Below are 12,347 nucleotides of genomic sequence, written 5' to 3'. Positions count from 1 at the left end.
TTCGAACACGTATTCAATTTCCGGGGTGATGCCGGATTCCCGGATTACTCTCCGATCGTGCCCGGTGCCAGCGCCTCAGCAACCCGTCCGGCACCTCTTCCGCCGTCAGCGCGAAGACGAGGTGGTCGCGCCAGGCCCCGTCGATGTGGAGATAACGCGGCCTGATCCCCTCCTCCCGGAATCCGAGTTTCTCCACGACGCGGCGGCTGGGCCCGTTCTCCGGGCGAATGCAGACCTCGATGCGGTGCAGTCCGACCGTGCGGAAACAGTGGTCGACGACGAGCGCCACCGCCGTCGGCATCACCCCGCGCCCGGCCACCGCCTCGTCCACCCAGTAGCCGACGTGCCCCGAGCACATCGAGCCCCAGGTGATCCCGGCCACCGTCAACTGCCCCACCAGCCGCCCCTGGTACTCGATGACGAAGGGCAGCATCCGGCCCGCGTTCGCCTCCGACCTGAGGTGGCGGACCATCTGGCGGAAGGTGGGGCGGTGGGCGAGCGGCCCGCCGGGCGAGGGCGGCGGGATGGTCGCCTCCCAGGGGCGCAGCCAGTCGCGGTTGCGCCGGTTGACCTCACGCCACGCCCGCTGGTCGCGCAGCTTTATCGGCCGGAGGACGATGTCGCCGTCCACCAGCTCGACGGGCCAGGATGGGCTGTTCAGCTCGCACCCCCACTACTGGGTCTGGGGTGGTCGCCGCCGCGGAGCTGCTCGACGGCGTGCACCAGCAGCGGCTCCAGGACGGCCAGGCCGTCCTTCACGCCGCCGCTGGAACCGGGCAGGTTGACGATCAGTGTGCCGTCCGCCACTCCGGCCAGGCCCCGGGAGAGCGCCGCGGTCGGCACCTTCTCCCGGCCGAATGCCCGGATGGCCTCGGCGATGCCCGGCACCTCGTGGTCGATCACGCGGCGGGTCGCCTCCGGGGTGCGGTCGGTGGGCGAGATGCCCGTGCCGCCGGTGGTGACGATGACGTCGTAGCCGGCCTCGACACCGGCGCGCAGGGCCGCCTCCACGGGGTCGCCGTCGGGGACGACCTGCGGACCCTCGACCTCGAAGCCGAAGCGCGTCAGCCCGTCGGCGATCAGCGGGCCGCCCTTGTCCTCGTAGACACCTGCGGCGGCCCTGTTCGAGGCCGTGATGACGAGAGCGGCGTACGGCGCGGACAGTGCACCGCCGATCGAAGCGTCCAGTGTCATGCCCGGCTCCAGTCGCCCGACTTGCCGCCCGTCTTCTCCTCCACCCGTACGTCCGTGATGACCGCTCCCTTGTCGACCGCCTTGACCATGTCGATCACGGTGAGCGCGGCGACGGAGACCGCGGTGAGGGCCTCCATCTCGACGCCCGTGCGGTCCGTGGTCTTCACGGTGGCCAGGATCTCCACCGCATCGTCCGCGACCGACAGGTCCAGTTTCACACCGGACACCGACAAGGGGTGGCAGAGCGGGATCAGGTCGGGGGTGCGTTTGGCGCCCATGATCCCGGCGATCCGCGCGGTCGCGAGGGCGTCGCCCTTGGGGACGCCCTCGCCGCGCAGCAGCTCGATCACGCGCGGCGAGACGAGGACGCGGCCGCTGGCGCGGGCGGTGCGCGCGGTCACGTCCTTCCCCGACACGTCGACCATGCGGGCCGCTCCGGCGTCGTCGAGGTGCGTGAGCCGGTCCTGCGTGGGGCCGTCCTGCGTGCGTGGGTCCTGCGTGCTCATGCTGTGTGGCGCTCCCGGTCCGGGCCTGCTGTGCGCGACACGGTACCCCCAACCAGCGCCTATCGGCCGAGCAGGACCACCTCGACCTCGGAGCCGGGCTCGACGGACTCCGTGTCCTCGGGGACGACGATCAGCGCGTCCGCGTGGGCGAGGGCCGCGACCAGGTGCGATCCGGCACCGCCGACCGGGGTCACCCGGCCGTCCGCGTACGTGCCGCGCAGGAACTGGCGGCGGCCCTTCGGGGAGGTCAGCGCCTTGTCGGCGGCCAGGGTCGCCCGGGTCGTCGGCCGGTGGACGTCGTCGAGTCCCATGAGGGTGCGGATGGCGGGGCGGACGAACAGTTCGAAGGACACGTACGACGACACCGGGTTGCCGGGCAGGGCCAGCAGCGGGGTGTGGTCGGGGCCGATGGATCCGAAGCCCTGGGGCTTGCCGGGCTGCATGGCGAGCTTGCGGAACTCGATGCCGCTGCCGGGCTCGTCCTCGTCGCCCACGTGGGACAGGGCCTCCTTGACCACGTCGTACGCGCCGACGCTCACACCGCCCGTGGTGACCATCAGGTCGGCGCGGACCAGCTGGTCCTCGATGGTGGAGCGCAGGGTCTCGGCGTCGTCGGCGACGGCGCCCACCCGGTAGGCGATGGCGCCGGCGTCACGGGCGGCGGCGGTGAGGGCGAAGCTGTTGGAGTCGTAGATCTGACCGGTGCGCAGTTCCGTGTCGGGCTGGACGAGTTCGCTGCCGGTGGAGAGCACCACCACGCGCGGGCGCGGGCGGACGCGGACCGTGCCGCGGCCGATCGCGGCGAGCAGGGCGATCTGGGGCGGGCCGAGGACCGTGCCGGCCTCCAGGGCGCGGTCGCCGGCCTTCACGTCGCTGCCCTTGGCCCGCACGTGCGCCCGGGCCTCGGCCGGGCGGTACACCTGCACATGCCCGGTGGCGCCCTCGGGGCCGAGGCTGCGGGCGCGCATCCCTCGCACCGGGCCCTCGCCGAGCCCGCCGTCGGTCCACTCGACGGGCACGACCGCCTCGGCGCCGGGCGGCAGCGGGGCGCCGGTCATGATGCGGGCGGCCTGGCCGGGGCCCACGTGGAGCGGCTCGGCCTGGCCGGCGGCGACGTCCCCGACGACCTCCAGGGCCGCCGGAAACTCCTCGCTCGCGCCCGCGACGTCCGCGACCCGCACCGCGTAGCCGTCCATGGAGCTGTTGTCGAACGGCGGCAGGGACACCGGCACCGTGATGTCGTCGACCAGGACGCAGCCCTGGGCGTCGAGCAGGTGCAGTTCGATCGGCTCCAGGGGGCGGACGGTGGCGAGGATGTCCTCCAGGTGCTCGTCCACCGACCAGAGGTGGTCGGGGCCCGAGTGGTCCTTGTCCGTGACGCGGGGCGCGGCGCTGCTCAACGTGTTACATCTCCTCGGCTACGTAACTGCGAAGCCAGGTCCGGAAGTCCGGGCCCAGGTCTTCACGTTCGCACGCGAGTCGGACAATGGCACGCAGGTAGTCGCCGCGGTCGCCGGTGTCATAGCGGCGGCCCTTGAAGACCACGCCGTGCACCGGGCCGCCGATCTTCTCGTCGGCCGCGAGCTGCTGGAGGGCGTCCGTGAGCTGGATCTCGCCGCCGCGGCCCGGCTCGGTCCGGCGCAGTATGTCGAAGATGTGCGGGTCGAGGACGTAGCGGCCGATGACCGCGTAGTTCGACGGGGCGTCGGACGGGTCCGGCTTCTCGACCAGGCCGCTGACCTTGACGACGTCGCTGTCCTCGGTGGTCTCCACGGCCGCGCAGCCGTAGAGGTGGATCTGCTCCGGGGCGACCTCCATGAGCGCGATGACGCTGCCGCCGCGCTGCTCCTGGACCTCGACCATGCGCTGGAGCAGCGGGTCGCGGGGGTCGATCAGGTCGTCGCCGAGGAGGACGGCGAAGGGCTCGTGGCCCACGTGCGGGGCGGCGCACAGGACGGCGTGGCCGAGGCCCTTGGGGTCGCCCTGGCGGACGTAGTGCATGGTCGCGAGGTCGCTGGACTCCTGCACCTTGGCGAGACGGCCGGCGTCGCCCTTCTTCTGGAGCGCCGACTCCAGCTCGTAGTTCCGGTCGAAGTGGTCCTCGAGGGGGCGCTTGTTGCGGCCCGTCACCATGAGGACGTCGTCGAGACCCGCCGCGACGGCCTCCTCGACCACGTACTGGATCGCGGGCTTGTCCACGACCGGCAGCATCTCCTTGGGAGTGGCTTTGGTGGCCGGCAGGAACCGGGTGCCGAGGCCTGCTGCGGGAATGACAGCCTTGCTGATCCGAGGGTGCGACTGAGTCATGCCCGCCACCCTATCCGGTGCCTTTGGATGGAATCTGCGGCTCCGGTTCATAGGCGCTCATATGAGCGTATTGCGACGGTACGGGAGCAACCATTGAGGCACATCGCACGTCCGGGCGAGCCTGACAAGCGGAGTTTGCGGCGCGAGATCCTCGCGGTGAGGAACAGGTTGACGGCGGATGACCTGCGGGAAACGTCGGCCGCGCTGGCCGGGCGGGCCCTGGAGCTGCCCGAGTTGGCGCGGGCCGGCACGGTCGCCGCGTATGTCTCCGTGGGGAGTGAGCCCGGGACGCTCGCGCTCCTGGACACTCTGCGCGCCCGGGGCGTGCGCGTACTGCTGCCGGTGCTGCTGCCCGACAACGACCTGGACTGGGGCGCGTACGAGGGCGAGGGCTCGCTGGCGCGTGTCCAACACGGCGGCCGGATGGCCCTCTTCGAGCCCGCGGGCGAGCGCCTGGGCCCGGATGCCGTGACGACCGCGGACGCCGTGCTGCTGCCGGGCCTCGCGGTGGACGCGCGCGGGATGCGGCTCGGGCGGGGCGGCGGCTCGTACGACCGGGTCCTGGCGCGGCTGGAGCGGGCGGGAACGCACCCGGCGCTGGTGGTGCTGCTGTACGACTCCGAGGTCGTCGAACACGTCCCGGAAGAGCCGCACGACCGGCCGGTGCACGCGGTGGTGACGCCGTCGGGGGTGCGGCGGTTCCGGCCGGAGCCCTGACGCGGAAACGGCCCTCCACGCGCGCGTGGAGGGCCGTTTCCGTCTGCCGGAGTCAGTGGCTCACGGTTTCAGGACCAGCTTGTCGGTCGTGCCGTTCTCGACCGCCCGGTCCGAGAAGGACCACGGCAGCAGTTCGCCGTCGGCCCACTTGTCCGTCTGGTCGACGTAGTGGGCGCTGTACGCGTGCCCCGAGGCGCCGCTGAGGTTGATCCAGCGGGACTTGTCGAGGTCGCCGAGGTTCACGACCATCCGCATGGACGGCACCCACACCACCCCGTAGCCGCCGGCCGCGTTCCAGCCGGTCGCGTTGACCGTCGCCTCGCCACCGCTGAGCTCCCAGGGGCCGCGGTTGAGGGCGTACTGGAGGAAACCGGGGCCTTCGGTGCCGAGGGTCTGGTTCTTCAGGAACAGGCGGTGCAGCCGGCCCCAGCTCCAGGTGTCGATGTCCTTGCCGAGCTTGGCGGTCAGCTCCCAGCGGGCGTCGATCATCGCGCGCTTGAACAGCTGGTCGCGGTCGGCGGCGCCGGGGCGGGTGCCCGCCTTGGGCGTCTCCCACCACTCGTTCTTCGGCTGGTCCATCAGCTTGCGGACCACCTCGAACCAGCGGTCGCCGCCGTCCGGCTGCGCCTGGTCGGGGTCGCGCTGGCCGCACTCGCGCACCTTCTCCGCCTCGTCGGCGGGCCCGGTGGTGTTGACCGGGTCGACCCACAGGCACTGGCCCTTGACCCGCAGCTCCTTGGGCAGCTTGTTGCCGAAGGCGAGCTTGAGGATGTTGCGCCAGACGGCGTTGAAGTAGGCGGCGGCCGCCGAGTCGGCGTCCTGGGTGTAGTCCCAGCCCTCCAGGAGCTTCTGCGCCTCGCGCACGTCCTTGTCGCCGGTGTCGATCTTCAGCAGCGTGGGCACCAGCAGCCGGGCGATCTCGCTGCTGTTGTCCAGCTGCATCTGGCGCATGTCGTCCGTGGAGATCTTGCCGCCGTCCTTGATCTTCGACTGGATCAGGTCGGTGATCCGCTGGCTGCGCGTGCCGTAGCCCCAGTCCGTGGTGAGCGTGTAGGGGTACTTGTCCGGGTCGATCACGGCCTGGTTGGCGGTGACGATGTAGCCGCGCTCCGGGTCGAACTCGTAGGGCAGCGCGTCCTGCGGGACGTAGCCGGTCCAGCGGTACTTCGGGTCCCAGCCGGGCGCCGGGAGGGAGCCGTCGTCGCCCTCCGCGCGCAGGGGGATCCTCCCCGGCAGGGTGTAGCCGATGTGGTTCTCGGTGTCGGCGTAGACCAGGTTCTGCGAGGGCACATCGAACAGGGCGGCGGCCTTGCGGAAGTCGGTCCAGTTCTTCGCCCTGTCCATGGCGAAGACGGCGTCCATGGTGGTGCCCGGCTGCAGGGCGGTCCAGCGCAGCGCGACGCCGTAGCCGTCGCCCCGATCGGGCGCCGCGGTGTCGACGGTGGCCTTCTTGCCGACCTTCACGAGCTCCTCGTCGCGGTCGGACAGCAAGGGCCCGTTGTTGGTCTCGCGGACGACGATCTTCTTGGGCGAGCCGCCGGCGACCTTGATGGTCTCCTCGCGCGTCTCGAAGGGCCTGACCTTGCCGTCGTACAGGTAGCCGTCGCCGGTGATCTTCTCCAGGTAGAGGTCCGTGACGTCGACGCCGGAGTTGGTCATGCCCCAGGCGATGTCCTGGTTGTGACCGATTATCACGCCGGGCATGCCGGCGAAGGTGTAGCCCGTGACGTCGTACTGGCAGGTGCTGGAGACGCTGCGGCAGTGCAGGCCCATCTGGTACCAGACCGACGGCAGCGAGGGCGACAGGTGCGGGTCGTTGGCCAGCAGCGGCTTGCCGGTGATGGTGTGCTTCCCGCTGACCACCCAGGAGTTGGAGCCGATGCCGTCGCCGTTCACGCCGACGGCCGGCGGGAGGTCGTCCAGGACTCTGGTGAGGCCGCCGAGCTGGCTGTCCAGGCCCGAGGTGCCCGAGGCGGTGCCGCTCGTGCCGGACGCGCCGGAAGCGGTGCCCTGGGTGCCCGCGGCGCCGGCGGAGGTGCCGCCGGTCCCGCTCGTGCCGGAGGTACCGGACGTGCCGCTCGTGCCGCCCTGTTCGAACGCTCCCGTCAGCTCGCTGTACTGGCCCTCCTGCACGATCGCCTTGTTCCGGCTGTACGGGTACTGCGGGTACAGGTCGGCGATCTGCTTCGGGCCGAGGCGGCTGGTCAGCAGGGCGCGGTCGATCTCGTCCTGCATGTTGCCGCGCAGGTCCCAGGCCATCGCCTTCAGCCAGGAGACCGAGTCGACCGGGGTCCAGGCTTGCGGCTTGTAGTCGTTGGTGAAGCCGAGCGCCGCGTACTCCAGGGAGATGTCCTTGCCCTCCTTGCCCTGGAGGTAGGCGTTGACTCCCTTGGAGTAGGCCTGGAGGTACTTCTTCGAGGCGTCCGACAGCTTGGTGTCGTACTCCTCCTTGGCGATCCGGGCCCAGCCCAGGGTGCGCAGGAACTCGTCGTTGTCGACCTGGCTCTTGCCGAACATCTCCGACAGGCGCCCGGCGGCCATGTGACGGCGTACGTCCATCTCGTAGAACCGGTCCTGCGCCTGGACGAAGCCCTGCGCCATGAACAGGTCCGCGTCCGAGTTGGCGTAGATCTGCGGGATGCCGTAGTTGTCGCGTTTGACCTCGACGGGTCCCGAGAGGCCCTCCAGCGTGAGGGTGCCCTTGGTCTGCGGGAAGGAGGCCCGGACGGTGCTGATGGACCAGTAGGCCCCGAAGGCGACGCCCCCGATGAGGGCCAGCACCAGGACGAGGACGATCAGGCGGGCTTTGCGCCCTTTTCTCCTGCCGGACTTGCCGGGCTGCTGACCCGTGGAGGCGGTGGTGTTCGGGGGCATCGCTGTCCTTGCTGTCCTAACGCGAGCGGCAGGTTCGGCTGTGCTTTTAACTGAGCGCTGGAGCAACGATAGGCGCAGGGCCTTGCGCCCCTTGACGCGGAGTCGGGAACCGGCACGGACGGACGTTCGATCTTGCCCTCCGAAGCGTCAAGAAATCGTCAAGAGTTAGGTAAGGTAACGAAGTAGTTGGCGCGGTGCGCCACAGCTTCATGTGCGATGTACGTGAGCCCCCGCGTGTGCGCGAGGGCCAGGGAAGGATTCGGCCGCTGACTGTTCACCACCTCAACCAGCTCCTGCTCGTCTGCTCGCTCGTCCTGCTCGTCGCCGTCGCAGCGGTACGGATCTCCTCGCGCAGCGGGCTCCCCAGCCTGCTCGTCTACCTGGGCATAGGCGTCGCCATGGGCCAGGACGGCATCGGGGACATCCACTTCGACAACGCCGAGCTGACCCAGGTCATCGGGTACGCGGCCCTGGTCGTGATCCTGGCCGAGGGCGGTCTGGGCACGAAGTGGAAGGAGATCAAGCCGGCCCTGCCGGCCGCCACGGCACTGGCGCTGGCCGGTGTCGCGGTGAGCGTGGGCATCACGGCGTCGGCCGCCCACTACCTGATCGGCCTGGAGTGGCGGCAGGCGCTCATCATCGGTGCGGTCGTCTCCTCGACCGACGCGGCGGCCGTGTTCTCCGTGCTGCGGAAGATCCCCCTGCCCGCGCGCGTGACGGGCACGCTGGAGGCGGAGTCCGGCTTCAACGACGCCCCGGTGGTCATCCTCGTGGTCTCGCTGTCCACGGCGGGCCCGGTCGACCACTGGTACGTGCTGCTGGGCGTGATCCTGCTGGAGCTGGCGATCGGCGCGGCGATCGGTCTCGCGGTGGGCTGGCTCGGCGCCTGGGGTCTGCGGCACGTGGCGCTGCCCGCCTCCGGCCTCTACCCGATCGCGGTCATGGCGATCGCCGTGGTGGCGTACGCGGCGGGCGCGCTGGCGCACGGCAGCGGCTTCCTCGCGGTGTATCTCGCCGCGATGGTGATGGGCAACGCGCGGCTGCCGCACTGGCCCGCCACGCGCGGGTTCGCCGACGGGCTCGGCTGGATGGCCCAGATCGGCATGTTCGTCCTGCTCGGACTGCTGGTCACGCCGCACGAACTGGGCGACGACATCGTGCCCGCGCTGGTCATCGGGCTCGTGCTGACCATGGTGGCGCGTCCGCTGAGCGTGGTGCTCTGCCTGACGCCGTTCCGGGTGCCGTGGCAGGAGCAGACGCTGATGTCCTGGGCGGGGCTGCGCGGGGCGGTGCCCATCATCCTGGCGACCATCCCCATGGTGGAGGGCGTCGACGCCAGCCGCCGGATCTTCAACATCGTCTTCGTCCTGGTCGTCGTCTACACCCTGGTCCAGGGGCCGACACTGCCGTGGCTGGGCCGCAAACTGCGCCTCGGCGACGGCTCGGAGGCCGCCGACCTCGGCATCGAGTCGGCCCCGCTGGAGCGGCTGCGCGGGCACCTGCTGTCCGTGGCGATCCCCCAGGAGTCGAAGATGCACGGCGTGGAGGTGGCCGAACTGCGCCTGCCGCACGGCGCCGCCGTCACGCTCATCGTGCGCGGCGGCGAGTCCTTCGTCCCGCTGCCGACGACGATATTGCAGCGGGGGGACGAGCTCCTCGTGGTCGCCACGGACCCCGTCCGGGACGCGACCGAGAGCCGGCTGCGGGCGGTCGGGCACGGCGGCAAGCTGGCCGGCTGGCTGGGCACGGACGGGGCGAGCCGCTGAGAGGCGTTTCGCGCCGTTTGTGTTTGTAAGGCGAGCGGGTTGCCGGTGCTCTCTTTCACAGGTGCACCGGCACGTGATCCCTGTACGATGAAGGCCTACCCAGATCGAACCACCTCTGCCTGACGCAGAGCTGGCGCGACCGTATGGCGGTCGGGTCGCCCCTCCTCACCGGGCCCCGGCATCTACCGCAGTTCCGCGCAAGAGGACAGCTCTCGGCGCCGCCCGCTGACCGGGCCGCGCTACCAGGCGGCAGAAAGGCACGGGCCGTGGCGTCCACGGTCACCTCGAAGAAGTCGAAGAACTCGATGACCTCGAAGAACTCGACGGCTTCCGCCCGCCCGGGATACGGACGGCTGCTGCGCACCCGCGGCGCCTGGACGTTCCTGCTCCCCGGTTTCGCGGCACGCCAGCCGTTCGCGATGCTGACGATCTCCATCGTGCTGCTGGTGCAGCACACCACCGGCTCCTACGGAGCGGCGGGCGCCGCCGCTGCCGTCACCGGCGTCTCCATGGCGCTGTTCGCCCCCTACAGCGGCCGCCTCGCCGACCGCTACGGGCAGCGTGCCGTACTGATCCCCGGGGTGCTGCTGCACGCGCTGTCCGGGCTGACCCTGACCACGCTCGCGTTGTCCGACGCCCCCCTGTGGGCCGTCTTCGTCGCGGCCGTCCCGACCGGCGCCTCGGTGCCGCAGATCGGCCCCATGGTGCGGGCCCGCTGGGGCGTCACGCTCAAGGACTCGCCGCTCATGACCACCGCGGCGGCCTTCGAGTCCGTCACGGACGAGCTGACCTTCGTCGTCGGACCGCTGCTGGCCACCGCCCTGTGCACGGCCGTCGACCCGGCCGCCGGCCTGGTGACGGAGGCCTCGCTGACCCTGATCGGCGGTCTGCTGTTCGCCGCGCAGAAGAGCACCCAGCCCTCGGTGTCGGGCGGCGGGCACGCGCGCGTGGAGCACGCTTCCGCGCTGCGCGTTCCCGGGGTGCGCGTGCTGATCGTGACCTTCCTCGGCATCGGCACGGTCTTCGGCGGGATGCAGGTCTCCCTGGCCGCGTTCACCGAGTCGATCGGCGAGCCGGGCCTGAACGGCGTCCTGTACGGCGTCTTCGCCGCGGGCAACATGCTGTCCGGGATCGTCTGCGGCGCGATCGCCTGGAAGGCGGCCCCGCAGCGGCGCCTGGTCATCGGCTACACGGCGCTCGCCCTCACGGCGTCGGGCCTGTGGGCCGCCCACTCGGTCCTGGTCCTGGCCGGCCTCGGCCTGCTGGTCGGCATGTGCATCGCGCCCGCCCTGATCACCGGCTACACCCTGGTCGAGAGCCTGGTCCCGGCCGGTGCCCGCACCGAGGCCTTCACCTGGCTGACCGGCGCGGTGGCACTGGGCCAGGCCGCCGCCGTCACCGTCGCCGGACAGCTGGAGGACCGCTTCCGGGACGGCGCCGGTTTCCTGGTGCCGATGGGCGGCACGGTGCTCGCCCTGGCGACCCTCCTGGCCCTGCGTTCCCGGCTGTCCCCGAGGGCCCACGGCCGGACCGTCGCACGTGGCGTGGGTCACCGCGTGCCGGTGGCAGTGGACTGAACGGCCGGAATACGTCAAGATGGACCGTCGTTAGCACTCATCGAGTGAGAGTGCCAGGAGGAAGACAGTGCCCACCTACCAGTACCAGTGCACCGAGTGCGGCGAGGGCCTCGAGGCGGTGCAGAAGTTCACCGACGACGCCCTGACCGAGTGCCCCAGCTGCAAGGGCCGCCTGAAGAAGGTGTTCTCGGCGGTCGGCATTGTCTTCAAGGGCTCCGGCTTCTACCGGAACGACAGCCGCGGCTCCTCGTCGAGCAGCTCGCCGGCGTCGAAGTCATCGAGCTCCTCCTCGTCGTCCTCCTCCGACTCGTCGAGCTCGTCGAGCTCCTCGTCGAGTGCGGGCAGCAGCTCCACGAGCAGCAGCACCACCGCCGCGTAACGCCTGATCTCTGCGGGACCCTGTCGCCCTTCCGGCGGCAGGGTCCTCGGCGTTTCCGCATGCGGTTATGGTGCGGGCATGGCGAACAAGGCGAACGCGGGTGGCGGGGCGAGCACGGTGAACGCGGGTGGCGGAGCGGGCAGGGCGAACGCGGGTGGCGGAGCGGGCACCGGCGGCGGGCCGGACGTGGAGGGCGCCGGGATCGGTGTCATCGGCGGCTCGGGGTTCTACTCCTTCCTCGACGACGTGACCGAGATCCAGGTCGACACCCCGTACGGACCGCCCAGCGACTCCCTCTTCCTCGGCGAGGTCGCCGGCCGGCGAGTCGCCTTCCTGCCGCGGCACGGACGGGGCCACCACCTGCCTCCGCACCGGATCAACTACCGGGCCAACCTGTGGGCGCTGCGGTCCGTCGGCGTGCGCCAGGTGCTCGCCCCCTGCGCGGTGGGCGGTCTGCGTCCCGAGTACGGGCCGGGCACGCTCCTGGTGCCGGACCAGCTGGTCGACCGCACGAAGTCCCGCGCCAACACCTACTTCGACGGGCTGCCGCTGCCCGACGGGTCGGTGCCGAACGTGGTGCACGTGTCGCTGGCCGACCCCTACTGCCCCGCCGGGCGGGCCGTCGCGCTGAAGGCGGCGCGCGGCCGGGACTGGGAGCCGGTGGACGGCGGCACGCTGGTCGTGGTCGAGGGGCCGCGCTTCTCCACCCGTGCCGAATCGTTGTGGCACCAGGCGCAGGGCTGGTCGGTGGTGGGCATGACGGGCCACCCCGAGGCGGCGCTCGCCCGTGAGCTGGAGCTCTGCTACACGTCCCTGACCCTGGTCACCGACCTCGACGCGGGGGCCGAGACCGGGGAGGGCGTCTCGCACGACGAGGTGCTGCGGGTGTTCTCGGCGAACGTGGACCGGTTGCGCGGGGTGCTGTTCGACGCGGTGGCCGGGCTGCCGGAGGTGGACGAACGGGACTGCCTGTGCGTGAGCGCGCTGGGCGGGATGGATCCGGGGTTCGCGCTGCCGTAGGGCTCTG

Annotated in this window: 11 protein-coding genes; 5 read left to right on the top strand and 6 right to left on the bottom strand. The window is 71.2% G+C overall.

Annotated elements, in window-relative coordinates; translation table 11 throughout:
• Positions 1-13: 13 nt before the first annotated feature.
• Genes ACSUPV_RS23730 through galU form a run of 5 tightly spaced genes read right to left on the bottom strand, consistent with a single transcriptional unit; the run spans position 14 to position 4,007 of the window.
• Complete coding sequence (locus tag ACSUPV_RS23730) at positions 14-634, bottom strand: GNAT family N-acetyltransferase (protein ID WP_037758654.1); 621 nt, start codon at positions 632-634, stop codon at positions 14-16.
• A 23-nt stretch (positions 635-657) separates the two neighbouring features.
• Positions 658-1,194, bottom strand: coding sequence for a MogA/MoaB family molybdenum cofactor biosynthesis protein (locus ACSUPV_RS23725; protein WP_382615892.1), 537 nt, complete (start codon positions 1,192-1,194; stop codon positions 658-660).
• Positions 1,191-1,700, bottom strand: a complete 510-nt coding sequence (gene moaC / locus ACSUPV_RS23720) for a cyclic pyranopterin monophosphate synthase MoaC (protein ID WP_037758652.1) — start codon at positions 1,698-1,700, stop codon at positions 1,191-1,193. The genes ACSUPV_RS23725 and moaC overlap by 4 nt, the downstream gene beginning before the upstream one ends.
• Before the next feature lie 59 nt (positions 1,701-1,759).
• Positions 1,760-3,100, bottom strand: a complete 1,341-nt coding sequence (glp, locus tag ACSUPV_RS23715) for a molybdotransferase-like divisome protein Glp (RefSeq protein ID WP_436948510.1) — start codon at positions 3,098-3,100, stop codon at positions 1,760-1,762.
• A 4-nt stretch (positions 3,101-3,104) separates the two neighbouring features.
• A complete protein-coding gene (galU, locus tag ACSUPV_RS23710; protein ID WP_031117863.1) occupies positions 3,105-4,007 on the bottom strand; it encodes a UTP--glucose-1-phosphate uridylyltransferase GalU in 903 nt (300 codons plus the stop codon).
• A 93-nt stretch (positions 4,008-4,100) separates the two neighbouring features.
• Between galU and ACSUPV_RS23705 the strand changes: the two genes are divergently transcribed.
• The gene (locus tag ACSUPV_RS23705; RefSeq protein ID WP_078650653.1) at positions 4,101-4,724 is read left to right on the top strand and encodes a 5-formyltetrahydrofolate cyclo-ligase; all 624 of its coding nucleotides are present in this window, start codon (positions 4,101-4,103) and stop codon (positions 4,722-4,724) included.
• 60 nt (positions 4,725-4,784) lie between these two features.
• Here ACSUPV_RS23705 and ACSUPV_RS23700 read toward each other — a convergent pair whose 3' ends face one another.
• Positions 4,785-7,598, bottom strand: coding sequence for a penicillin acylase family protein (locus ACSUPV_RS23700; RefSeq protein ID WP_436948509.1), 2,814 nt, complete (start codon positions 7,596-7,598; stop codon positions 4,785-4,787).
• Positions 7,599-7,807: 209 nt separating this feature from the next.
• On the opposite strand from ACSUPV_RS23700, the gene ACSUPV_RS23695 reads away from it, so the two are divergent.
• The 4 genes from ACSUPV_RS23695 to ACSUPV_RS23680 all read left to right on the top strand — a co-directional run bounded on the left by ACSUPV_RS23695 (position 7,808) and on the right by ACSUPV_RS23680 (position 12,340).
• Complete coding sequence (locus tag ACSUPV_RS23695) at positions 7,808-9,364, top strand: potassium/proton antiporter (protein WP_078650669.1); 1,557 nt, start codon at positions 7,808-7,810, stop codon at positions 9,362-9,364.
• Positions 9,365-9,630: 266 nt separating this feature from the next.
• Complete coding sequence (locus tag ACSUPV_RS23690) at positions 9,631-10,941, top strand: MFS transporter (RefSeq protein WP_037758643.1); 1,311 nt, start codon at positions 9,631-9,633, stop codon at positions 10,939-10,941.
• 67 nt (positions 10,942-11,008) lie between these two features.
• Positions 11,009-11,320 (top strand): FmdB family zinc ribbon protein, encoded by a 312-nt coding sequence (locus tag ACSUPV_RS23685; protein WP_078650652.1) that lies wholly within the window; start codon positions 11,009-11,011, stop codon positions 11,318-11,320.
• A gap of 186 nt (positions 11,321-11,506) precedes the next feature.
• Complete coding sequence (locus ACSUPV_RS23680) at positions 11,507-12,340, top strand: S-methyl-5'-thioadenosine phosphorylase (protein ID WP_031117855.1); 834 nt, start codon at positions 11,507-11,509, stop codon at positions 12,338-12,340.
• The last annotated feature ends 7 nt before the right edge of the window (positions 12,341-12,347 follow it).

The organism is Streptomyces sp. SudanB52_2052, from assembly GCF_964272415.1.
Classification (GTDB): Bacteria; Actinomycetota; Actinomycetes; order Streptomycetales; family Streptomycetaceae; genus Streptomyces; species Streptomyces olindensis.
This window is presented reverse-complemented; position numbering and strand designations above follow the sequence as displayed.